Annotated in this window: 26 protein-coding genes and 1 tRNA gene; 11 read left to right on the forward strand and 16 right to left on the reverse strand. The window is 65.7% G+C overall.

Annotated features, from left to right (window positions below; genetic code table 11):
* Nucleotides 1-242: 242 nt before the first annotated feature.
* The 3 genes from AB4Z10_RS00955 (at nucleotide 243) to AB4Z10_RS00965 (ending at nucleotide 1125) form a co-directional block, all read left to right on the forward strand.
* Nucleotides 243-395, forward strand: coding sequence for a hypothetical protein (locus AB4Z10_RS00955; RefSeq protein ID WP_441468488.1), 153 nt, complete (start codon nucleotides 243-245; stop codon nucleotides 393-395).
* A 91-nt stretch (nucleotides 396-486) separates the two neighbouring features.
* Nucleotides 487-894: a hypothetical protein gene (locus AB4Z10_RS00960; protein WP_441468489.1), complete on the forward strand. Its 408-nt coding sequence runs from the start codon at nucleotides 487-489 to the stop codon at nucleotides 892-894.
* 155 nt (nucleotides 895-1049) lie between these two features.
* A tRNA-Phe gene (locus tag AB4Z10_RS00965) sits at nucleotides 1050-1125 on the forward strand.
* 840 nt (nucleotides 1126-1965) lie between these two features.
* Here the strand turns inward: AB4Z10_RS00965 and AB4Z10_RS00970 are convergent.
* Both AB4Z10_RS00970 and AB4Z10_RS00975 read right to left on the reverse strand, forming a co-directional pair.
* Complete coding sequence (locus tag AB4Z10_RS00970) at nucleotides 1966-2250, reverse strand: hypothetical protein (protein ID WP_441468490.1); 285 nt, start codon at nucleotides 2248-2250, stop codon at nucleotides 1966-1968.
* A gap of 11 nt (nucleotides 2251-2261) precedes the next feature.
* Nucleotides 2262-2528, reverse strand: coding sequence for a hypothetical protein (locus AB4Z10_RS00975; protein ID WP_441468491.1), 267 nt, complete (start codon nucleotides 2526-2528; stop codon nucleotides 2262-2264).
* Nucleotides 2529-2641: 113 nt separating this feature from the next.
* On the opposite strand from AB4Z10_RS00975, the gene AB4Z10_RS00980 reads away from it, so the two are divergent.
* Nucleotides 2642-2860 carry a hypothetical protein gene (locus tag AB4Z10_RS00980; RefSeq protein ID WP_441468492.1) on the forward strand — a complete coding sequence of 73 codons (219 nt, stop codon included), beginning with the start codon at nucleotides 2642-2644 and terminating at the stop codon, nucleotides 2858-2860.
* A gap of 24 nt (nucleotides 2861-2884) precedes the next feature.
* Here AB4Z10_RS00980 and yacG read toward each other — a convergent pair whose 3' ends face one another.
* From yacG to AB4Z10_RS00995, 3 genes are all read right to left on the reverse strand, one after another.
* Nucleotides 2885-3088, reverse strand: a complete 204-nt coding sequence (yacG, locus tag AB4Z10_RS00985) for a DNA gyrase inhibitor YacG (RefSeq protein ID WP_441468493.1) — start codon at nucleotides 3086-3088, stop codon at nucleotides 2885-2887.
* Nucleotides 3081-3902 (reverse strand): SDR family NAD(P)-dependent oxidoreductase, encoded by an 822-nt coding sequence (locus AB4Z10_RS00990; RefSeq protein ID WP_441468494.1) that lies wholly within the window; start codon nucleotides 3900-3902, stop codon nucleotides 3081-3083. The genes yacG and AB4Z10_RS00990 overlap by 8 nt, the downstream gene beginning before the upstream one ends.
* 84 nt (nucleotides 3903-3986) lie before the next feature.
* A complete protein-coding gene (locus AB4Z10_RS00995; protein WP_441468495.1) occupies nucleotides 3987-4595 on the reverse strand; it encodes a Maf-like protein in 609 nt (202 codons plus the stop codon).
* A gap of 296 nt (nucleotides 4596-4891) precedes the next feature.
* Here AB4Z10_RS00995 and AB4Z10_RS01000 point away from each other — a divergent pair, with 296 nt between their 5' ends.
* Nucleotides 4892-5275 carry a hypothetical protein gene (locus AB4Z10_RS01000; RefSeq protein ID WP_441468496.1) on the forward strand — a complete coding sequence of 128 codons (384 nt, stop codon included), beginning with the start codon at nucleotides 4892-4894 and terminating at the stop codon, nucleotides 5273-5275.
* A gap of 72 nt (nucleotides 5276-5347) precedes the next feature.
* Here the strand turns inward: AB4Z10_RS01000 and AB4Z10_RS01005 are convergent, their stop codons facing one another.
* From AB4Z10_RS01005 to AB4Z10_RS01020, 4 genes are all read right to left on the reverse strand, one after another.
* A complete protein-coding gene (locus tag AB4Z10_RS01005) occupies nucleotides 5348-6193 on the reverse strand; it encodes a CDP-alcohol phosphatidyltransferase family protein (RefSeq protein WP_441468497.1) in 846 nt (281 codons plus the stop codon).
* Nucleotides 6194-6271: 78 nt separating this feature from the next.
* Complete coding sequence (locus AB4Z10_RS01010; protein WP_441468498.1) at nucleotides 6272-6973, reverse strand: phosphatidylserine decarboxylase; 702 nt, start codon at nucleotides 6971-6973, stop codon at nucleotides 6272-6274.
* Nucleotides 6974-7333: 360 nt separating this feature from the next.
* On the reverse strand, nucleotides 7334-7822 hold the full coding sequence (locus AB4Z10_RS01015) for a hypothetical protein (RefSeq protein ID WP_441468499.1): 489 nt from the start codon (nucleotides 7820-7822) through the stop codon (nucleotides 7334-7336).
* A 213-nt stretch (nucleotides 7823-8035) separates the two neighbouring features.
* Nucleotides 8036-9946, reverse strand: a complete 1911-nt coding sequence (locus AB4Z10_RS01020) for an ABCB family ABC transporter ATP-binding protein/permease (protein WP_441468500.1) — start codon at nucleotides 9944-9946, stop codon at nucleotides 8036-8038.
* A gap of 173 nt (nucleotides 9947-10119) precedes the next feature.
* On the opposite strand from AB4Z10_RS01020, the gene AB4Z10_RS01025 reads away from it, so the two are divergent.
* On the forward strand, nucleotides 10120-10461 hold the full coding sequence (locus tag AB4Z10_RS01025) for a hypothetical protein (RefSeq protein ID WP_441468501.1): 342 nt from the start codon (nucleotides 10120-10122) through the stop codon (nucleotides 10459-10461).
* 126 nt (nucleotides 10462-10587) lie between these two features.
* Here the strand turns inward: AB4Z10_RS01025 and cimA are convergent, their stop codons facing one another.
* The gene (gene cimA / locus AB4Z10_RS01030; protein ID WP_441468502.1) at nucleotides 10588-12186 is read right to left on the reverse strand and encodes a citramalate synthase; all 1599 of its coding nucleotides are present in this window, start codon (nucleotides 12184-12186) and stop codon (nucleotides 10588-10590) included.
* A 103-nt stretch (nucleotides 12187-12289) separates the two neighbouring features.
* Nucleotides 12290-13804, reverse strand: a complete 1515-nt coding sequence (gene cysS, locus AB4Z10_RS01035; protein WP_441468503.1) for a cysteine--tRNA ligase — start codon at nucleotides 13802-13804, stop codon at nucleotides 12290-12292.
* A 321-nt stretch (nucleotides 13805-14125) separates the two neighbouring features.
* On the opposite strand from cysS, the gene AB4Z10_RS01040 reads away from it, so the two are divergent.
* Nucleotides 14126-14455, forward strand: coding sequence for a hypothetical protein (locus tag AB4Z10_RS01040; RefSeq protein WP_441468504.1), 330 nt, complete (start codon nucleotides 14126-14128; stop codon nucleotides 14453-14455).
* 12 nt (nucleotides 14456-14467) lie between these two features.
* Here AB4Z10_RS01040 and AB4Z10_RS01045 read toward each other — a convergent pair whose 3' ends face one another.
* Nucleotides 14468-14983 (reverse strand): CreA family protein, encoded by a 516-nt coding sequence (locus tag AB4Z10_RS01045; RefSeq protein WP_441468505.1) that lies wholly within the window; start codon nucleotides 14981-14983, stop codon nucleotides 14468-14470.
* Nucleotides 14984-15089: 106 nt separating this feature from the next.
* On the opposite strand from AB4Z10_RS01045, the gene AB4Z10_RS01050 reads away from it, so the two are divergent.
* On the forward strand, nucleotides 15090-15641 hold the full coding sequence (locus AB4Z10_RS01050) for a GNAT family N-acetyltransferase (protein ID WP_441468506.1): 552 nt from the start codon (nucleotides 15090-15092) through the stop codon (nucleotides 15639-15641).
* Here the strand turns inward: AB4Z10_RS01050 and AB4Z10_RS01055 are convergent.
* The 3 genes from AB4Z10_RS01055 to AB4Z10_RS01065 form a co-directional block, all read right to left on the reverse strand.
* On the reverse strand, nucleotides 15622-16155 hold the full coding sequence (locus AB4Z10_RS01055; protein WP_441468507.1) for a hypothetical protein: 534 nt from the start codon (nucleotides 16153-16155) through the stop codon (nucleotides 15622-15624). The two genes, AB4Z10_RS01050 and AB4Z10_RS01055, sit on opposite strands and share 20 nt — an antisense overlap.
* A 92-nt stretch (nucleotides 16156-16247) precedes the next feature.
* Nucleotides 16248-16826, reverse strand: a complete 579-nt coding sequence (locus tag AB4Z10_RS01060) for a DinB family protein (RefSeq protein ID WP_441468508.1) — start codon at nucleotides 16824-16826, stop codon at nucleotides 16248-16250.
* 8 nt (nucleotides 16827-16834) lie between these two features.
* A complete protein-coding gene (locus AB4Z10_RS01065; RefSeq protein ID WP_441468509.1) occupies nucleotides 16835-17845 on the reverse strand; it encodes a fumarylacetoacetate hydrolase family protein in 1011 nt (336 codons plus the stop codon).
* Nucleotides 17846-17907: 62 nt separating this feature from the next.
* On the opposite strand from AB4Z10_RS01065, the gene AB4Z10_RS01070 reads away from it, so the two are divergent.
* Both AB4Z10_RS01070 and AB4Z10_RS01075 read left to right on the forward strand, forming a co-directional pair.
* Complete coding sequence (locus AB4Z10_RS01070) at nucleotides 17908-18993, forward strand: TRAP transporter substrate-binding protein (RefSeq protein ID WP_441468510.1); 1086 nt, start codon at nucleotides 17908-17910, stop codon at nucleotides 18991-18993.
* 19 nt (nucleotides 18994-19012) lie between these two features.
* A complete protein-coding gene (locus AB4Z10_RS01075) occupies nucleotides 19013-19510 on the forward strand; it encodes a MarR family winged helix-turn-helix transcriptional regulator (protein WP_441468511.1) in 498 nt (165 codons plus the stop codon).
* Between the two features lie 151 nt (nucleotides 19511-19661).
* Here AB4Z10_RS01075 and AB4Z10_RS01080 read toward each other — a convergent pair whose 3' ends face one another.
* Nucleotides 19662-20612 (reverse strand): phosphoribosylaminoimidazolesuccinocarboxamide synthase, encoded by a 951-nt coding sequence (locus tag AB4Z10_RS01080; RefSeq protein ID WP_441468512.1) that lies wholly within the window; start codon nucleotides 20610-20612, stop codon nucleotides 19662-19664.
* A 260-nt stretch (nucleotides 20613-20872) separates the two neighbouring features.
* Here AB4Z10_RS01080 and AB4Z10_RS01085 point away from each other — a divergent pair, with 260 nt between their 5' ends.
* Complete coding sequence (locus AB4Z10_RS01085; RefSeq protein ID WP_441468513.1) at nucleotides 20873-22042, forward strand: DUF2865 domain-containing protein; 1170 nt, start codon at nucleotides 20873-20875, stop codon at nucleotides 22040-22042.
* The last annotated feature ends 3 nt before the right edge of the window (nucleotides 22043-22045 follow it).

The following is a 22045-nucleotide window of genomic DNA, read 5'->3' on the forward strand; positions in this document are numbered from 1 at the left end:
GGCACGCGGGAGCTGCGACGGCAAGCACGCGCCATCCTTTCCCGCTTGATCCGAAGCGTCAATAGAGCCTTTTGTCAGTCGGCGAGGGCCAACCCGCCTCGACCCCGTCGAGCGTGCGTGGCTGCGCCGCCGAAACCAAAAAGTTAGCCGCTTCGCACCGTCCTCTTGCCCCTGCGCCGAAGCAGGATCGTCCTGCGCCGTGATGAAGCTCCTGCTTGTCATGGGACGCCGTGAGCTGTGGCTTGGCGATGTGGCTGGCGCTGGAGGGAAACGCCGTGATGGCGCTCCCACGGGTCATCGTCGTGACCGCTCTGGTCCGGACGCTCGTGCCCATCGTCAACGGCAAGCATTTCCGGCCAGCGGAAGCGCCGATCGCCCACGATTCCGAGGATTGACGTAGCAGAGGTCCGAGCGCCTCCCAGCTCGCTTCAAATTTACCGCAAGCTGAATGGTCGCCGTAGAGAGGTAAGTAACCAAGCGTCACGCTTGGCGCTGATCGGCACTGACTTCGGTGCTATTTTCGATCTGGCCGACATAACAATCTCCTTCAGTGGAGGAACCATGGCTGAGAGGGTGAAGGAGTTACTCGCGCGCGATGTCGAGACCCTGCGCGCCGATGTGCTCAAGGCTGGCGTTCTCAATGCGAAGGCCTTGCAAGAAAGCGCCGAGACCCATGTGGCGCATCTCAATGAGGTCCTGCGCGAATCCCAGGCTCTGCAAGATGCGTCATTCCTGTTGGTGAACCGGGTCATCGCCTTCGCCCGGCTCCTCTACGGCCAGGCGGCGATCGCCGAATCGGAGCAGGCACGACGCGAAGCGCTGGCGGCGGTCGACCGCCTCGCGAGAGTGATCGACCACGCAGAGTGGCGGGAGGAGGCCCAGATACCCGCCTGAGCCCGGTATTAATCCCACCGTTTGTCCCGCCGCAGGGCCGGATTTCTCCACATGCGAACGCAGACTGTAGAAAGCCGGCTGAAGTGACTGGACAGGCCTGACGACAGCCTCTATATCGCCCCCACCAACACGGAAGGCGCGGCGCGCCCCGGGGCGCCCAGGTAGCTCAGTTGGTAGAGCATGCGACTGAAAATCGCAGTGTCGGTGGTTCGATTCCGCCCCTGGGCACCATTTCTTTTCCAGACGTTGACTTAGCTTTTCCGCCACGCTGGCTTACCGCGGGCTCGTGTCGTTGCCCGGCAAACGGGGAGCAGCCCTGGGATTGTCAGAACAGGAAGTGCCAGGCGCCGTAGCCGATCAGTCCGATCCAGGCGGTCATCGTGAGTGTGATGGCGGCGAGATATAGCGAACCAATCAGACGATCCATATCGACCTCGCCAGCTAGGAACCGGCCGACCGCCAAGCCGAATGGCCAACCGCAGGGGCTGGCGCGGCGTGAGACTGGTCAGGCCTCGCTATGACCTAGCGTTGGAGTGTGACGCCTTCGTCATTCGATCGGATGATTGCGCCGGAACGTTGCGCCTGTGCTCGACTGGCGCTGCAAGACTTCGGTATGTTGGAGAGGGAGCGATGCCGCCTCCCAACGGCGCGCTCCCTCTCCGCAGGCGCCGGCGCCGGGCTCGCCTTCGAGGGCCATGTCTGGCGGGCCCATTCCAAAGACGAGTGGCTATGCTCTTAAAGGGAACGAACCCGCTCGGCGGTTACGGCCGGATTAAATCGGGGTCACACGCTGAAGCTAATGCGCGACCACCATCGGCACCACGACGGCGGCAAAGATGGCAGCGACAATGACCGTCCTCATCCAGACGGCGAGGAAACGACTGTTGAACAGCACCTGAACCTCCCTGCATTTCTTGTTCGTTGATCGAACACGAACACAGGCCGAACGCCGCGGCAACCGGCGTTTCAATGTCGAATCGCTACCCCGATCTGGTTGAGGGAGGACAGCTCGGAGGCTCTGCGGACGTCGCCCGCGCCTCAACGGAGCCTCAAACCGTCGCTCCGGCCGCTCTACCCCAGACGCCTGTCGCGCATATCCTCGATTCGTTCGACGATGCTGCGATGCTCCGCGAGCAGCTCCTGTAGAGGTCCAAGCGGCCTGAAGGCCGCCAGATCCTGCTGTTCCTCGCCCTCGGCACACCATGCCTCGATCGCGGCATCGGCTGCGGCCCGCGCCTCCTCGGAGAGGCCGCGGCCCGATGGAATCCCGGACTCTTCCGCCAGGCGAATGGCAATCTGCCGGCGAAGCCGCTGCTCGCAGGCGATGACCGCGTCGAGCTCGTCGGTATAGGCCATGATAGCGCCGTTCAGTGCACTGTCGCGAGATCGTCCTCGTCGGGGTCGATCAGCTTCGCCAGACCGAGCTGCTCGACGCCGTCGGTGAATTCCGCAAAGGCCTCGGCGTCCGTAGCGAAGCTGTCCTGCCAGACTGTCGAGCCGCCTTCCTCATCGATGAGTTCGAGCGTCCAGCCCTCGGTACCGTCGACCCGAAAGATCTCGACCTGGACGGTGACGCCGTCCTCGGTGAAGCTCTGTGACAATGGCGAGCGGATGATGTCGGGAAAATCGGTCATTCCATAACCTAGCAGTTCCAAGTCCGGCTTGCAGCAAACGATCCGGCGGCGGTTGCAACCCACATATTCCCGCCGCGCCCAGTTCTCGCCGCGAAACGGCTACCCGGCATCTCATGCTGATGGCCATGAGGATCATCGCCGCATCCGCCATCTCCCTGGTTCTCAGCGCCTGCGCGAGCACCCCGGATCCCATTGTCGAAGACAGGTCGTGCTGCGATGCCTACGCGAACTGCGTCGTGACCGCCGCCCGCGACCGGCAGAAGCGCGATGAGCGCCAGGCGGATCGACAGAGTTACAGCGCACCGCAGGGATATGGCTCGCCCGAGGAGTGAGGCCGTCCGGGCGAAGGACGCGGCTCACCCCTCGCTTTCGGGTTGGGGCGGAGCCTCTTCGGCCTCCTCGACCGGCTCGCCGGGAATCACGTAGCTACCCTTCAGCCAGCGGCCGAGGTCAATATCGGCGCAGCGCGCCGAGCAAAACGGTTTGAAGCGCGCCACCGCGGGCTTGCCGCAGATCGCACAGGGCTTCGCGGCCGGCGCCGGCTTGTCGATTTCAGTCATATTTGAGCGTGATGCCTCCATCGACGACCAGTTCGATGCCGGTGACATAGCGCGCTTCATCACTGGCGAGAAAGAGCGCGGCGTTGGCCACGTCCCAGGCTTCCCCCATATGCCCCATCGGCACCTGTGCGGCGCGCGCCGCCCACATCGCCTCGACGTCACCTTCGCCATAGGCTTTGGCCAGACCTGCCGAATGCTCGACCATCGGCGTCTTCATCAGCCCGGGCAGGATCGCATTCGCACGAATCTTCTGCGCGGCGTATTGGACCGCCGTCGTGCGGGTCAGCTGGTTCAGCGCAGCCTTGCTCGCCGAATAGCTTGCATAGGGTACGCCAGTATGGCGGATCGAGGCGATCGACGAGATATTGATGATCGAGCCCCCCTCGCCCGTCTCCTCGAACTGGCGCTGCATGACCGGGATGACGTGCTTCATCGCCAGGAAGGCACCGGTGAGATTGACGCGGAAGACGCGCTCCCAGACCTCCTCCGGGAGATCGACGACGCTGCCGACCTCGGCTATGCCGACATTGTTGTCGAGGATGTCGATGCGGCCATAGCGGCCGAGCGCGTGGGCAACGAGATCGGCGACCTGCTCGGCCCTGGTGACGTCGGTTTGGATCGCGAAGGCCTCGCCGCCTTCGTTGCGGATGATCCCGGCGGTTTCCTCAGCAGCATCGCGGTTGATGTCGGCGCAGACGACCTGCGCTCCCTCGCGAGCAAAAACCGTCGCCGTCGCCTTGCCATTGCCCCAGCCTGGTCCGATCGACCCCGCTCCGGCCACGATCGCGACCTTGCCGCTCAGACGCCCCGCCATCTCTTCATCCTCCCTCGCGCGCCTTGTCCGAGCGGCGCAGCTGTCATGCGAGGATCAGACGTCGTGTGCGGAGAGGCAACCCCGTCAGGCTGCGTTCATCCAGCCGAAGCGAATCGGGAAGCCCTCGCCGCCGAGCAGATTGACCGTCTCGTAGAGCGGCAGGCCGACGACGCCGGTATAGGAGCCGACCAGCTTGATGACGAAGGAGCCGGCGATGCCCTGGACGGCATAGCCGCCCGCCTTGCCGTGCCATTCGCCGGAGGCGAGGTAGTACTCGATGTCTTCCGTCGAGAGGCGCTTGAAGCGCAGCCGCGTCTCGACGATGCGGTCTCGAATCGTTCCCGACGGCGTTACCAGTGCGACGCCTGTATAGACGCGATGCGCACGACCGGAGAGCAGGCGCAGGCAAGCTGCCGCCTCGTCCACGATCTCGGCTTTGGGCAGGATGCGCCTGCCGACAGCGACCACCGTATCCGCCGCAACGATGTAGCAGCCCTCCAGATCCGCCCGCGCCTTCGCGCCCTCGCGCGCTGCCTCCGCCTTCTCGCGCGCGAGCCGGCGGGCGAGATCGCGCGGGCGCTCACCCTTGCGCGGGGTTTCGTCGAGATCGGCCGGCAACAGCGCATCCGGCTTCAGCCCGGCCTGCTCGAGCAATGCGAGGCGGCGCGGGGAAGCCGAGGCCAGCACGAGCATCGGGCGCCAGCCAGGATGTTTGGGAGTGGAGAAAAAACTCAAAAGACAGCCCGACGCTTTTCCGTCGCCGGAGAAATGGCCGGCGCACGACCAGCCTTAGAGCATTTCGGCGCAGCGATAAATCCGCAACCGCGGCGCGAACCACATGCGTCAACCGTCATTGGAGACGCTTATTCTGCGCGTCCTGCATAAAAGCAGGGCGGGAAAATTGGTATACTATCGATTGCCAAGCTCGGCTTGCAGCGGCAGAGTCGTTTCCCCTCGGCATTACGCCGCATCGTTTTGGGAGTTTGTCCATGCCGAGCACGCGCAAGTCATCGCGCTCCGCCATCGCGACGGGAGCCGATGCACAAGTGCTTGCCGCGCGCGTGCTGACCATGCAGGCCGAAGCCGGCCTCACCATCGCGATGCGGATGCCGATTCTGATGAAGGGCGCCTTCGGCGACAGCCACGGCCAGCGCGAGGCGACCAACGCCGTGCTGGAGAAGGTTTCGGCTGTGGTCGAGAGCAGCGTGGCCGCAACCCAGGCGGCCACGGCGCTCTGGTGGGGTCTCGCGCTCCATTTGCCGGGCCAGTTCGACCTGGCGTCCGCAGCTGTCCGGGTCGCCGACAGCACGCTCGAGCCCTTTGCGCGGCGCACACGCGCCAACGCCGCCCGGCTCAGCGGCGGTCGGCGCTAAGAACCCACGCCTGCAGACAGCTTTTCCGATCAGGTTGATTCGACCTGATCGGAACGGGCTCCGGCTCGCAGCTCAGACTGGTTCTTGCGGAGCGTCGCCGGCCACAACGGCGGCCGGCGCGAGCAGGCTGTGCTCGCGCTCAAGCTTGCGGTATCGCGCCACGCTCACCGGGATGAGCGCGAGATAGCCCACGACCACGACCGTCAGCACCTCGAAGGTGTAGGCGAAGAGCAGCCCAGCCACGATCACGACGGCGACGAAGATCGGCAGCACCTGGGTTCGCGGAATACGCGTGCCGAGCGTCTTGCCGGCATAGCAGGGGATGCGCGAGATCGTCAGGAAGGCGATGAACAGAATGTAGATGCCGACGAAGAGCGCGCCATATTCCTGCACGGGAACGCCGATGATGTGCAGATAGACCGGCAGCATCGCGGTGATCGCGCCCGCCGGTGCGGGCATCCCGACGAAGAAGTCCTTCTGCCACTCAGGCCGGTCAGGATCGTCGATCATGACGTTGAAGCGCGCGAGGCGCAGCGCCATGGCGCAGGCCAGCGTCAGCACGATGATCCAGCCGAAGGACTTCAGATCGTGCAAGACGAAGATCCACAGCACATAGCCGGTGGCGACGCCGAAATTGACGAAGTCCGAGAGCGAATCGAGCTCGGCACCGAAGCGTGAGGTGCCCTTGAGGAGGCGCGCCAGACGCCCGTCGACGCCATCGAGACCAGCGGCGATCAGGATGCAGATCGTCGCCGTCTCGAGCTTGCCTTCGACGACGAGGCGCATCGCCGTCAGGCCCAGGCAGAGCGCCAGCAGCGTGATGACGTTGGGCGCCAGCAGCCGGAAGGGGATCGGCTTGAAACGAGCGCGCTTTGACTCGGCGCGCTCGGGCTCGAAAGGAGGAAACAGGTCGCTCATGTCTGCCGAAATACGCGGTTTCTCAAATCCGCGCTAGCAGCGGAGGTCGAGGCGGGGCACGTCGTCCCCACCCTACCCTCAGATGTCGCGGAAACTGCGCGCGATCGGCTCGTTGCCGCTCATGTCGGCCAGCACGGTCTCGCCGGCGATCGCGGTCTGTCCAACGCCGACCAGCGGCGCGATGTGCGTCGGCAGATAGACGTCGACGCGCGAGCCGAAGCGGATGAGGCCGAAGCGCTCGCCCGTCGCCAGTGTGTCACCCTGCTTGACGAAGGGCACGATGCGGCGCGCGACCAGGCCCGCGATCTGCACGACGCCGACAATGCCGGAGGTCGTCTCGATGGCCAGTGCATTGCGCTCGTTGTCGTCGCTCGCCTTGTCGAGCTCGGCATTGAGGAAAAGACCCGGCGTATAGGCGATCTTCGCGATGCGGCCCGGCACCGGCGCGCGGTTCACGTGGCAATCGAAGACGTTCATGAAGATCGAGATGCGCGTCATCGGCTCGGCCGGCAGCTCGAGCTCCGGCGGCGGCAGCGCCTGGGCGATCTGGCTGATCCGGCCGTCGGCGGGAGAGATCACCAGCCCTTCCCGCTGCGGCGTGACGCGGACGGGATCGCGGAAGAAATAGCAGATCCAGACCGTGATGATCGCGCCGACCCAGCCGAAGGGCGACCAGAGATTGGCCAGCACGATGGTCGCGACCAGCCCGATGGCGATGAAGACATAGCCCTCCTTGTGGATGGGCACGATCACCTTGCGGACGGAATCGACGAGAGACATGAGGCGGTATCCGTTGAACGTGTCGGCGCGCCGAGCGCGCGTGAATGACGATGCCCTAGCATGGACGGCCACAGGCGTTGCGCTGATTTAGGGCGTTCTGCCCGCCAGGGAAAGCCCGTTAGCTGCGACATTGCCGCCGATTCACCGCTCAAACGCTCTTCGAGCCGGAATCCACGTTGTCCACCCCGGTTCACCTGCGAGGAAACGGATCCAACGCGGGAGAGAGGCATGGCGACGGCCACGGCGAGTGCCGGGGCATCGAAAGGTGCATCGGCCGCAGCCCAGCAGCGGCGCCCCCCCCGGAAGCAGGTCGCGCTGATCACCGGCGGGCACTGAACCTTCGAAGCGGCAGCACCGCGCCTAGGCGATCCGTGGCATCTGGACGAAGCGCACCGCCGCCTTCCAGGTCAGGAAGCCGAAGGCAAACAGCACGAACGCCTCGGCGATAGCGAAGGGCGGTTCCGACTGGGTCGGGGCCAGCGCCCGCAAGGCCGGGATCTTGCCGAACATCTGCGCCACCAGCACGAAGACCAGCAGGTAGAACGACAGCATCGCGGTGATCGCGTAGGTGCGACGCCAGCCTCCTTCCAGTCTGCGCCCATACAATGCGAAGGCGGCAATCCCGACCAGCGCGATGTGGATCGCGCCGATGATGTGGGATGGCAGCACGCCGCTGAAGGGAAAGCCGAAACCGGTCGCGCTGGTGGCGAAGGCGGTCGACAGGAAAACCCCGGTCCAGCCCGGGCGCGTATGCCCATGGAGCAAGCCGGCCGCGACCGGAAACCCGGCCACGATCGCGATCAGGCTGAGCCAAGTGTGAAAACCTACGAATGTCGTCGGATCAAACATGGCAGCCGCTCCCCCAGTGCCTTTGCCCTGCGGCCGGAGCATGCCGGAAACGCGCCGAAGTTGCGAGCGGTTTTAAGCTGGCCGGGCGCCGGCGCCCTTGCCGTCATGGTCGGGCTCGTCCCGACCATCCACGTCTTCACTGATGAAGAGCGGTGTTCAAGGCGTGGATGCTCGCCACAAGGGCCAGCATGACGCCCGCGGCTAATCCAGTTTCTACGTCAGGCTCACCCTGACGCTCTCGCCTTCCGCCTCGGTAGCGCGCTGGAGCGTGGCCTTGGCCTCATCGACCTCGCGCTGGCGGTTCCACATCGCGGCATAGACGCCGTCCGCGGCGAGCAGGTCGCGATGATGGCCGCGTTCGACGATGACGCCCTTGTCGAGCACGATGATCTCATCGGCGTTGACGACGGTGGAGAGGCGGTGGGCGATCACCAGCGTGGTGCGACCTTCGCTGACCCGATCGAGCGCGTCCTGTATCTCTTTCTCGGTGAAGGAATCGAGAGCCGAGGTCGCCTCGTCTAGAACCAGGATCGGCGGCCCCTTCAGGATGGTGCGGGCGATGGCGACACGCTGCTTCTCGCCGCCGGAGAGCTTCAAGCCGCGCTCGCCGACCGAGGTGGCGTAGCCTTCCGGCAACAGGCGGATGAAGCGATCGATCTGAGCGAGGCGCGCGGCCTCCTCGACTTCCGCCATGGTCGCCTCGGGGCGGCCGTAGAGGATGTTGTACTCGATCGTGTCGTTGAACAGCACCGTGTCCTGCGGAACCATGCCGATCGCGGCGCGGAGGCTGACCTGCTGAACATCGGCGATCGGCTGGCCATCGATGAGGATGCGACCGCCCTGTGGCTCGTAGAAGCGGAAGAGCAGGCGCGAGATCGTCGATTTCCCCGCGCCGGAGGGACCGACGATGGCGACGGTGCGGCCGGGCGGAACCTTGAAAGACACGCCGCGCAGGATCGGCCGCTCGGGCACATAGGCGAACTGCACGTTCTCGAAGGAGACCTCCCCGGCCGGGACCTGCAGCGGCTTCGCGCCGGGCTTGTCCTGGATCTCGGGGTCGCGGCCGATCAGCGAGAACATCTGTGCGATGTCGAGCGTCGCCTGCTTGATCTCGCGGTAGACGGTGCCCATGAAATTCAGCGGCAAATAGAGCTGGATCAGCATGGAGTTGATCAGGATGAGATCGCCGACCGTGTTGGTGCCGGCCTGGAAGCCCCGCACCGCCATCACCATCGACAGTGTCAGCCCCACCGCGAAAATCGCAGCCTGGCCGAAGTTCAGCCAGGCGAGCGAGGTATAGGACTTGACCGAATTGCGCTCGTAGCGCGCCATCGACTGGTCGTAGCGGGCGGTCTCGCGGGCCTCGGCGCCGAAATACTTCACCGTCTCGTAGTTGAGCAGCGAGTCGATTGCCTTCGCGTTGGCGTCCGTGTCGGACTCGTTCATCGCCGAGCGGATGGCGATGCGCCACTCCGTGGCCTTGATGGTGTAGGTCATGTAGGTCGTGACCATCGCCACCAGCACGACAACATAGCGCCAGTCGAACAGGTAGAGCAGCACGGCGATGATCAGCACGACCTCGATGATCACCGGCACGAGCTGGTTGAGACCGAGGCGGACCATCTCCTCGATGCCGTTGCGACCGCGCTCCAGCACGCGGGTCAGGCCGCCGGTCTTGCGCTCGAGATGGAAGCGCAGCGAAAGATGATGCAGGTGACCGAAGGTCTGCAGCGCCAGCGTGCGCACCGCATGCATGAAGACCGGCGCGAAGATGGCGTCGCGCAGTTGCACGAAGGCAGCAGAACCGACGCGGGCGAGGCCGTAGAGCACGGTCAGTGCGAGCGGCGCCCCGACCAGCCAGGGCAACCAGTTCTCGAGGTTCGAATAGGTGCCGGCCAGGGCGTCCGTCACCCATTTGAAGGTGAAAGGCACGCCCATCAGCACGAGCCGCCCGGCCACCATCAGCGCGAAGGCCGCGACGACGCGGCTGCGCAGATCGGCACGCTCCGCCGGCCAGAGATAGGGCCAGAGCGCACGGAAGGTGGCGAAGAAGCCGGAACCCGGCTGGATCACGGCGGAGCGATGGAAGCTCGGCGCCGGGGGCGGCGCTGACGGCGCGGACATTTTCACACGATTCCAGTTGGCGTGTCCGTATAGACGCAATCGCGCGCCGATGCATGTGGGATTGCTCCGAAAGCAGCGACGGTCTCGCCGGAAACCCGCCTTGCTCTCGTCGAAAGCCCGGTGTCTGATCCGGTCAGAGCGCAGGACGCTCAGGATCGGGGACAGAAACAACCATGAGAGATCAGTATCTTGTCGCCATGGCACTCGGCGCCGCCGCCGCTCTCGCGCTGACGGCGCTGCCCGCCGCCGCGCAGTCCGGCAAACCGCATGCGCAGATCACCATCACCAACCAGCGCAGCGTTCCGCTCAACAGCTTCGAGATCGCGACCGCCGGTGAACAGCCCCGCCTCGTCGCCAAGCTCGCCAAGCCGCTGGCGCCCGGCAAGAGCGTCGCACTCAAGCTCAACAAGCCGCAGGGCTGCGCCTATACGGTGCAGGGGAAATTCGAAGACGAGGCCGACAGCGACGCCGACATGGATTTGTGCCGGGACCGCGTCATCCGCCTGACGGAGTGACAGGCACAAGACCGTCATTCTCGGGCGAAGCGTAGCCTGGACCCGAGAATCTCGGCACCAGGAGGCAGGAAGCTCCTCCCGCGAGAGATGCTCGGGTCGGGCCCGAGCATGACGGGGCGACCGCGCTCAAGCCGTCGCACCAGCCTTCACCAGCTTGTAGGTGATCGAGTCGACCAGCGCCTGGAACGAGGCGTCGATGATGTTGGCGCTGACGCCGACCGTGGTCCAGCGCTCGCCGGTCTCGTCACCCGACTCGATCAGCACGCGGGTCACGGCGTCGGTACCGCCCTGGAACACGCGCACCTTGTAGTCGACCAGCCGCAGCCCCTCGATCAGCGACTGGTAGCGACCGAGATCCTTGCGCAAGGCGATATCGAGCGCATTGACCGGCCCGGCATCGCCTTCGGCCGCCGAGATCAGCAGGTCATCGCCAACCCTCACCTTCACGATCGCCTCGGAGAAGGTGACGAGCTCGCCCAGCGCGTTGTAGCGGCGCTCGACATTCACCGCGAAGCGCTCGACCGCGAAATAGTCCGGCACCTCGCCGAGGATGCGCTTCACCAGCAGGAAGAAGGAGGCGTCGGCGCCCTCGAAAGCGTAACCCTGCGCTTCCTTGTCCTTGACCTCCTGGAGCACGCGGTTGAGCCGCGGATCGTCACGCCCGAGCGTGACGCCGATGCGCTCCAGCTCCGCGACGAGGTTCGACTTGCCGCCCTGGTCGGAGATCAGGACCTTGCGGGTATTGCCGGTCGCTTCCGGCGCGACGTGCTCGTAGGTGCGGGGGTCCTTCAGGACGGCCGAGGCGTGGATGCCGGCCTTGGTCGCGAAAGCCGAGGCGCCGACGAAGGGCGCATGGCGGTTCGGCGCGCGGTTCAGCATCTCGTCGAGCGCGCGCGAGACATGGGTCAGCTCAGCGAGCTGAGCGTCGTTGACACCGAGCTCGAAACGGTCGCGAAAGCGGTCCTTGAGCCTGAGCGCGCCGATCAGCGTGACGAGATTGGCATTGCCGCAGCGCTCGCCCAGGCCGTTGAGCGTGCCCTGGATCTGGCGCACGCCGGCTTCGACCGCCGCCAGCGAATTGGCGACGGCGCAGCCGCAATCGTCATGGGCATGGATGCCGAGATGCTCGCCCGGAACGACCTTCGCGACCTCGCGCACGATCGCGCCAACCTCGTCCGGCAGCGTGCCGCCATTGGTGTCGCAGAGCACGACCCAGCGGGCGCCGGCTTCAAAAGCGGTGCGGGCACAGGCGAGCGCATAGTCCGGGTTGGCCTTGTAGCCATCGAAGAAGTGCTCGCAGTCGAGCATCACCTCGCGACCGGCGGCCTTCGCCGCGGCGACGCTCTCGGCGATGCCGGTGAGGTTGTCCTCCAGCGAGATCTCGAGCGCGACATGGACATGGTAGTCCCAGGCCTTGGCGACGAAGACGATGGCATCGGCCTTCGCCGCCAGCAGCGCGGCGATGCCGGGATCGTTCGCTGCCGAGCGCCCTGCCCGCTTGGTCATGCCGAAGGCGGCGAATTTCGCCTGCTTCGTCGCCTTCTCCTCGAAGAAGGCGGTATCGAGCGGGTTGGCGCCGGGATAGCCGCCCTCGACATAATCGACGCCGAGCCGGTCGAGCAGCGCCGCGACGGCGCGCTTGTCGTCGAGCGAGAAATCGACCCCGGTGGTCTGCGCCCCGTCGCGCAGCGTCGTGTCGAAGAGATGGACGCGGGCCGCGCTCATCGCTCCCGCCTCAGCTTGAAGCGGACGACGCGCGGCACGACCATCGCCAGCATGACCAGCTTGATGGCGAGGGAGAGCGAGCCGGCAGGGCGGATCTTCGGGGTCATCGCTTCACCTCCCAGCTGGTCGTCGGTTCGCCCGTGGCGGGGTCCTTGCCATCCTTGAGCGCAATGCCCATCGCAGCGAGCTCGTCGCGGATGCGGTCGGACTCGGCGAAATTCCTGGCGCGGCGGGCGTCGAGGCGAGCGGCGATCAGCACCTCGACGTCCACTCCAGCAGCTTCTTCCTCTGCGCGCAGGGCTGCGGTGTTTCGCTCTGCCTCTTCGCGAGCGAATTTCCAGATATCGATCCCGATCAGTTCCAGCATCGCGACAAGAGTGCGCTGGCCAGTTCCATCCTTGAGCGCCCCCTCGATTGCTTTCATTGCCTCGGCAAAATTCAGATCATCCGCAAGCGCTTCGACGAATTCCGGCGGCAGAGCGATTTGATCCTCCGAAATTTCGTTGAACTCGATCTGCGCTACCCATTGGCGCAACTTACGCTCCGCCTCCTCCAGCGCCTTCACCGTCCAGTCGATCGGCTGGCGGTAGTGCGTCTTCAGCATCGCGAGCCGAAGCACTTCGCCCGGCCATTTGCGGCCGCCGAACGCGTCAGTCTCCAGCAGCTCATGGATCGTGACGAAGTTGCCGAGGCTCTTCGACATCTTCTCGCCTTCGACCTGCAGGAAGCCGTTATGCATCCAGATATTGGCCATGAGCGGCTGCCCTTCCGCTCCGCCGAAGGCGCAGCAGGACTGCGTGATCTCGTTCTCGTGGTGCGGGAAGACGAGGTCGATGCCGCCGCCATGGATGTCGAAAACGTTCTTGGCCGGGTCGTCGCAGGCAAGCCCGCCGCCGAACGGCGTCAGCAGCTTCGCCATCGACATGGCCGAGCACTCGATATGCCAGCCGGGGCGGCCGGGCGTGGCGATGCCGGCCGGCGACGGCCAGCCGGGATCGATGCCCTCCCGGCTCGGCTTCCACAGCACGAAATCCATCGCGTCGCGCTTGTAGGGCGCGACATCGACGCGCGCGCCGGCCAGCATCTCGTCGAGCGAGCGACGGGCGAGCGTGCCGTATTTCGGCGCCCTCGTGAGATGCGCGACGGCCGGGACATGGAAGAGCACATGATCCTCGGCGACATAGGCGACGCCGCGCGCGATCAGGCGCTCGATGATCGCCTTCATCTCCTCGATGTGGTCGGTCGCACGCGGCTCGGTCGTCGGGCGCAGGCAGCCGAGCGCATCGACATCGTGGTGGAACTGCGCCGTCGTGGTCTCAGTGACCTTCGCGATCGCCTCATTCAGCGGCAAGCCCGGAAAGTCGCGGGCGGCACGGGCGTTGATCTTGTCGTCGACATCCGTGAGGTTGCGGGCATAGGTGACATGCTCAGGCCCGTAGATGTGGCGCAGCAGCCGGTGGAGCACATCGAAGACGATGACCGGACGGGCATTGCCGATATGGGCGTAGTCGTAGACCGTCGGCCCGCAGACATACATGCGGACATTCGACGGATCGATCGGCGCGAAGGCCTGCTTCGTCCGCGTCAGCGTGTTGTAGAGCCTCAGGGTCGGCGACATCGGGGCTAAATCCTGGAACGAACGAAACTGCGGAATACGAAAAACGACCGGGCCGCTGGCCGGGGCGCTTTTGTCGGTTCGTTTTCAGGACGAGGACGTGAGCAGCCGGCCAGCGAAAGCTAGCGGCAAATAATGCAAGGGCTGTTGATGGCGGCTCGCGTCATGACGGAAAGTGATTGCCTGTCCACAGGGCTTGCGTCAAGAGGGCGCCCTGTTTGTTGCGCCGCAACATTTCGGCCGCAATTCACGCAAATTTAACCGGCCGGAACCATCCTCCCGATTCACGGGTTCTCCGCCCGTCTTCATCAGGAATCAGATTTCATGCGCCGCGCCGTGGCTTTCGTCGGACTGCTCGGGATCGTCGCCGCCGGCATCTCGCTCTCGATCATGCCGACCAGCCGTTCGAACGCTGCCGCGAACGAGCCGCGCACCTTCCTGATCCCGGCCAGCGACGGCTATGGCGTCGCCGACTGCATCTCGACGAAGGCCGAGTGCGGCAAGATCGTCGCGAACGCCTGGTGCGAGTCCCAGGGCTTCGGCAAGGCGGTGGCCTTCGGCGTGGCCGATCGCGCCGATTTCACCGGCACTGTCGCCCGGCCGAGCCCGGCGCAGGTGGCCGAGCAGCCGCTGAGCATCACCTGCAGCGACTGATCTGCGCGCCGGTCAGCGAATCCATTCCGAGCATTTCGGCGGCTCGCCGGACGCCCCCCAGGGCATGATCGGCACGGTCGAGGTCGAATTCTGCGGCGAGCCGTCGATCAGCTTGTCGGTGTAGACCAGATACACCAGCACATTGCGCTTGGCGTCGCAGCCGCGCACGATCTGCATCTTCTTCCAGACCAGCGAGCGACGCTCGCGGAAGACGACATCGCCCTGCTCCGCCTTCTCCTTGAACTTGATGGGGCCGACCTGGCGGCAGGCGAGCGAGACCTCCGAGACCTCCTCGGCCACACCGAACATGCCGGAGACGCCGCCCTTCTCGGGCACCGTATAGTGGCAGGCGACACCCTCGACGATGGGATCGTCGACGCCGTAGACGGCGAGCTTGTCGTTCGGGGTCAGCATCTTCCAGACCGTCGATTTGCGGAAGATCAGATCCTCTTGTGCCATCGCCGGCGATAGCGTCGTTCCTGCCAGAGTGACGGCCAGCGCAGCCAGAACCCCATGACGAAGCAGCATTCCCATTCTCCCGGCGCGTTTCAGCTCGGCGCCCGGCAGGATATGGGAAGCATGCGGCCGCTGCACCAGAGTTTTGCAGTGCAACCGCCGGGAAGAGGATCGCTGCGTGCTACCGGAACTGGAAAGCGAGAGATTGCTGCTGCGCCCGCGCAGGCTAGACGATCTCGACGCCATCGTGCGGCTGAACGCCGACCCGCAGGTGATGCGCCACATAGCACCCGTCGGCGACCCGGCGATGGGGCGCGATGCCGTCGCCGCGCGCAGTTTCAACCATGTCGCGTACGGGCTGGGCTACTGGTCGATCTTCACCAAGAAGGCTCCGACGGAGTTCATCGGTTATGTCGGGCTCATTCCCGACGGAGATGCCGTGGACGACGTGCAGATCAGCTATCGCTTCAAGGTCCGGCACTGGGGCAAGGGCTATGCCGGCGAAGCCGCTGCCCGCCTGCTCGACTACGGTTTCGGCACGCTCGGCTTCCCCATGGTCGGCATCACGACTCATCCGCTCAACGCCGCCTCGTTGCGTCTGGCCGAGCGGCTGGGCTTCGAGGCCGCACCGACCGATCCCCGCATCCTGATCGGCGATCCGCCGGTGCCGGCGGCGCGGCTATGGCTCGGACGCGCCGCGTGGCGCAGTCTCACCCAGCCAGAGGCTTGAAGACGAGATAGGCGGCGGCAAGCGCGCCGACCACGCCGAGCGCGAACAGGACGAGCTTCAGCCGGGTCATGGCGCTGGCGAAGGCGACGTTGCCGGCATCGACCTGCGGATAGCGATCGAGCAAGCGGGCCACCGCGAAATTCTCGGCGACATCGCAGAGTCCGCCGAGGAACCAGCCGCCGCCGCAAAGCACCGCCACCCACCAGGGCTGTCCGCGCATCGCGAGGCCGGCGATCAGCAGCGCGCCGACGATCGCATAGGTGAAGGCACAGGCGACGTCGGCCGGCAGCACGCGGTTGCGATAGCGCGCCCGCGTCTGCTCGCCATAGAGCGAGAACAGCTTCTCGACATCCGCCACATTGTAGCCGTCCCAATCGCTCTCCAGCATGCGCGGCACGCCCTGCCGGCTCGACCAGAAGCCGACCGCCCAGAACAGCACCACCACCAGCACCGGCCCCCAGACGAAGAAGGCGAGCGGAACGATGGTCGAATAGAACGGCACGGTCTCGATCATGGCGGCTCGTTTCTCGCGGCAGGCATCGGCGCTTCGTCGTCAGGTTATCCGGCGCGCGGGCTGCCGCCAAGCACGGCAAACCCCTTCCCTGCTCAAAGCAGCTCTTCCGGCGGCAGCAGGTCGAGGCGGCGTAGCTCGACGCGCGTCTGCTGGGAATCGTAGAGCAGGAAATATTCGTCGAGCTGGGGTGGCGCGATGTCTGTCCCGGCCAGCATCGCATGGGCCTGGCCGCGATGGTGGATCTGGTGCTGGAAGAGATGCGCCAGCAGATCGTCGATGCGCTCCTCGATCGCGCCATGCTTGCCACGATCGGTGGTGACGGTGGCATCGAGGGCGGCATCCGACAGCCCGTCACAGACCGCGATCAGGCGGCGATCGGTGGCGCTCTGCGCATGGAACAGCGCGGGCGTTTCAAAGGGCCGGAAGCGCTCGAACACCTGCCGGCCGAGCCCGCCGCGTTCGAACGCGTCGATGTAGTAGAGATCGACCATCAGGTTGTGGTTCAGCGTTTCATGCAGCGAGGGGAAGAAGCTCGTGCGCGTCGCCTTGAAGGCGGTGTCGTCGAGTCGCATGCAGGCCGAAAGCAGCCGCCAGTTCGCCCAGGCGTTGTTGTGCGCCATCTTGCGGAAATGGGCGCTGAGCGCCCCCCGGCGGCCCGCGCTCTCAGACATCGCTCGGCTCAGGCATGAGGCAGGATCTCCTGTTCGATCGCGCCGAAGATGGAATGCCCGGCGGCGTCCTTCATCTCGATGCGGACCGCGTCGCCGAAACGCAGGAAAGGCGTCTTCGGTTCGCCCCGGAGGATCGTCTCCACCATCCTCTGCTCGGCGATGCAGGCATAGCCCAGGCCACCTTCCGCTACCGGCCGGCCCGGGCCGCCGCCGGCATCGCGATTCGAGATCGTGCCGGAGCCGACGATCGTGCCGGCCGAGAGCCGGCGCGTGGCGGCGGCGTGGGCGACGAGCGTGCCGAAGTCGAAGGTCATGTCGACTCCCGTGTCGGGCTTGCCGAAGAGGCTGCCATTGACCAGCGCCAGTAGCGGCAGATGAAGCTTTCCGTCCCGCCAGGCCGCGCCGAGTTCGTCAGGCGTGACCGCGACCGGCGAGAAGGCCGAAGACGGTTTTGACTGAACGAATCCAAAGCCTTTCGCCAACTCGCTCGGAATCCGATTCCGCAAGCTCACGTCGTTTGCGAGCATGACGAGGCGAATCCGGGCGAGCGCTTCCTCCCGGCTCGCCCCCATCGGCACGTCGTCGGTGACGACCGCGACCTCGGCCTCGAAATCGATGCCGTCCTCCTCGCTGCGCGCAAGCACCGGCTGGCGCGGACCGAGCGGCGCATCGCTGCCGCCCTGGTACATCAGCGGATCGGTCCAGAAGCTTTCCGGCATCGCAGCCCCCCGCGCCTTCCGGACGAGGTCGACATGGTTCACATAGGCAGAGCCGTCGAGCCACTGATAGGCGCGCGGCAGCGGCGCGGCACAGTGATGCTCGTGGAAGCGGAAGGACGGCACCGAGCCGTGCTCCAGCCCCTCGGCGAGATCGGCCAGGCGCGGCGCGAGCCGCTGCCAGTCGTCCAGCGCGGCCTGCAGGGTCGCAACGACGGGGAAGGCGTCGGTCGCCCGCGTCAGGTCCCGCGAGACGATGACGAGGCGGCCATCACGGCCATGCGAGAGAGAGGCAAGCTTCATCTCTTTTCATTCCTTCGCGGACGCGCCAATAAGGACGCGACAAGCCTTCGGGAGGAGACCATATGGAACGTCGCAGCTTTTTGAAAACGGGGGCCCTCGCCGCCGCCGCGACGACCGTCGCGATGCCGGCGATCGCGCAGTCGCAGCCCGAGGTGAAATGGCGCCTGACGTCCAGCTTCCCGAAGTCGCTCGACACCATCTTCGGCACGGCGCAGCAGTTCTCGAAATACGTATCCGAGGCGACGGACGGCAAGTTCGACATCCAGGTCTTCGCGCCCGGCGAGATCGTCCCCGGCCTGCAGGCGCTCGATGCCGTTTCCTCCGGCACGGTCGAATGCGCGCATTCGCCAACCTATTTCTACATCGGCAAGGACCCGACGCTGGGTCTCGGCACCGGCATTCCCTTCGGCCTCAATGCGCGCCAGCAGCATAGCTGGTGGTATTTCGGCGGCGGCGAGCAGATCGTGAACGGCGTGCTCGACCGCTTCAACGCCTATTCCATCCCCTGCGGCAACTCCGGCTGCCAGATGGGCGGATTCTTCCGCAAGGAACTCGGCGGCCTCGACGACCTCAAGGGCCTGAAGTTCCGCATCGGCGGCATGGGCGGCGCGGTGCTGGCCAAGCTCGGCGTCGTCCCGACGCAGATCGCACCGGGCGACGTCTACCCGGCGCTGGAGCGTGGCACGATCGACGCGGCCGAATTCGTCGGCCCCTATGACGACGAGAAGCTCGGCTTCATCCGCGTCGCGAAATACTACTACTACCCCGGCTGGTGGGAGGGCGGCGCGATGCTGCACCTCATCATCGGCAAGGACGCCTGGGCCAAGCTGCCGAAGCACTATCAGGCCATCGTCCAGAATGCCTGCGAAGCCGCGAACAACTGGATGCTGGCGAAATATGACTTCGTGAACCCGGGCGGCCTGCGCCGGCTGGTGGCGCAGGGCGCGCAACTCAAGGCCTTTCCGCTGCCGGTCATGGAAGCAGCTCTCAAGGCGGCCGAGGAGTACTATGCCGAGACCGGAGCCAAGAGCCCGGACTTCAAGAAAGGCTACGACTCGATGGTCGCCTTCCGCGGCGAGAACCTGCTCTGGTGGCAGGTCGCGGAGCTGTCCTACGATTCCTTCATGAACAGGCTGAAGGCGCGCTGAGGCGCGCCTGTTCACCGCCATGACGACGAAACCGCCCGCCGATCCCGAGACCAAGGCGCTCCATCTGGAGCGCTTCCTGCCCTACCGCCTCAACGTCGTGGGCACACTGGGCGGCCGCGCCCTCGGGCGCATCTATGGCGAGCATTTCGGGATCGGCATCCCGGAATGGCGCGTGGTGGCGCAGCTCGGCGAGTTCGGCAAGCTGACCTCGCGCGACATCGGCGAGCTCGCCCAGATGCACAAGACCAAGGTCTCGCGCGCGGTCGGCGAGTTGGAGAAGCGCGGCCTCGTCTCGCGCTCCGAGAACCGGCAGGATCGGCGCGAGTCCTTCGTGACGCTGACCGCCGCCGGCAAGCGCATCTACGACCAGATCGTGCCGCTGGCGCTGGGCTTCGAGGCGCGCTGGGTCGAGGGCATCGCCCCCGACGAACTCAAGGTGTTCGAGCGCGTGCTCTCGACACTGACCGAGCGCGGGCGCCATCTCGCCGGAAATTATCGGGACGAGGACGGGGCTTAAGTGCAGATTTCAAGCACTCAGCCCTCATCCTGAGGAGCGCTTCGCAGAAGCGCGTCTCGAAGGATCCTCCAGATGGTTCTGTCGCGCCCTCGACCATCCTTCGAGACGCCGCTTCGCGGCTCCTCAGGATGAGGGCTGGATTAATATCCGCCTAGAAATACCGCGCCAGATTGCGCCTGATCCGCGGCAGCGGGTCCTCGCCCTTCGGTGGATAGGCGAAGACGCTGCCCGTGATCGTCTCGAAGGCGCGGACATAGACCGCCGAGGTCTGGTCGATCAGCTCCTGCGGGATCGGCGGAAGCGCTTCCTTATAGGGGTCGCAGCGGGCGACCACCCAGTTGCGCACGAAGTCCTTGTCGAAGGATTCCGGCTTGTCGCCGGCCGCGAAACGGGCCGGGTAGCTCTCCGCGAACCAGTAGCGGCTCGAATCGGGCGTGTGGATCTCGTCGGCGAGGAATATGCGCCCCTCGGCGTCGGTGCCGAACTCGTATTTGGTGTCGGCGAGGATGAGGCCGCGCTCGCGGGYGAGCTTCTGTCCACGTGCGAAGAGCGCGAGCGCATAGCCGGACACGGTGTCCCACTGCTGCTGCGTCAGCAGTCCACCCTCGACGATCTGGCGCTGCGAGAGCGGCTCGTCATGGCCGCCGTCGAAAGCCTTGCTCGTCGGCGTGATGATCGCCTGCGGCAGCTCCTGATTGTCGCGCAGGCCGTCCGGCAGGGTGATGCCGTACATGTCGCGCTGACCCTGCTTGTAGAGCGTCAGGACCGATGTGCCGGTCGTTCCGGCCAGATAGCCGCGCACGACGATCTCGACCGGCAGGATCTCGAGGCGCTTGCCGACCACGACGTTGGGGTCGGGATATTCCAGCACATGGTTGGGGCAGATGTCGGCGGTCTGCTCGAACCAGTAGCGCGCCGTCTGCGTCAGCACCTGCCCCTTCAGGGGGATCGAGGCGATCGCGCGGTCGAAGGCGGAGAGCCGGTCGGTCGAGATCAGGATGCGCCGGCCGTCCGGCAGATCGTAGTTCTCGCGGACCTTGCCGCGGTAGTAGTTCGGCAGCTCCGGGATGACGGCTTCGTGAAGAGGCAGATAATCGGACATGGCGGAGCTTGCCTCTTTGACGGAGCGCGCGGAGAGGCGCCGGAGCGCCATTCAGGCAGCCCTTCTAGCGAAAGCCCGCGTTTTCCACCACCGCGGCGGCGCGCGCTTCCCCGGATTGCTGCAACGGCCCGAATATGGCATGCGAAGCGTCCAGCGGGAGCCAGGTCCGCGGCGCACCGACGCGGGCCGCTCCATAGTTCCGTCGTGTTTGGCGGGTGTTGTTGGACGGAGCCGGCAACCGGCTTTCGACAATGGATGGCGTGACCCGACCTGCGATGATCCTGCGACTTTCCAGACGTTTTGGCATGGCGCTGCTGGCGCTGGCAGCTCTCAGCGGGCCTGCCGCGGCGCAATCGCCTTCCTGCGACGCCTGGCGCTCGGAACTTGAAAGCCTGCAAGGTCGTAGCGGCAGCGACCCACGTGCTGCCCAGGCGGCCGAACGTGTCGGCGCCCAGCTTTCGCAGCTCAACGGGCAATATCGCGCGATGGGCTGCGAGCGCACCTTCGGCATTTTCGATTCGGGCCCGCCGCAATGCGGCGCGATCCGCGCCCAACTCGGCCAGTTGCAGTCGCAATATACGGCGCTGCAGCGGCAGGCCCAGGGCGGCGGGGTCGAGCAGCGTCGCGCCCAGCTCGCCGCCGCGATCAACAACAATTGCCGGGCGCAGCCGCGCGGCTTCTTCGAGACGATCTTCGGGCTGGAGCCGCGCCGCGGCGAGGTCGATTCGACGATGCCGGAGCTCGACCCGGAGCAATCCACGGAACCGGCGAAGCCGCGTCTTGGCGGCCCGCAGACCGTCTGCGTGAGAACCTGCGACGGCTTCTTCTTCCCGCTGAGCAATAACACCGGCAATCCCGACGAGATGTGCCAGGCGCTCTGCCCGGGCGTCGAAACGCTCGCTTACGGCATGAGTGCTGGCGGCGACGTTCAGAATGCCGCCTCACGCTCGACCGGGCAGCCTTATTCCTCCCTGCCGAACGCGCTGAAGTACACGCGCAGCTTCGATGCAGCCTGCACCTGCCGTGGCCAGGGCGAGAGCTGGTCGGCGGCGCTCAAGAACGCCGAGTATCTGCTCGACAAGCGCAAGGGCGACGTCATCCTCACCGAGCAGCGCGCGGCCGAGCTCTCGCGCCCGAAGCTCGATCCGAAAGCCGAGGCCAAGCGGCGGAGCGCCGTGCAACAGCCGGTGCCTGGAGCGCCGGCCAATGCACCCGAGGCCGCGGATGATAAGCCGATGCCGTCCGAGAATTCGCCGACCTCAGGCACCGAGTCGGCCGGCGTCGGCCCCGACATCGTCGGCGAGCAGGTGCTCGACAAGAAGGATGGCTTGAAGAGCGAGTCGCGCAGCGTGACCGGCGAACGCCGCTCCGTTCGGATCGTCGCCCCCAATCTCGCGCCCAATCTGAGCCCGCAGCTCGTTCGGCCTTGATCC

Source organism: Allobosea sp. RAF48, from assembly GCF_052114025.1.
In the GTDB taxonomy this organism is placed as follows: domain Bacteria; phylum Pseudomonadota; class Alphaproteobacteria; order Rhizobiales; family Beijerinckiaceae; genus Allobosea.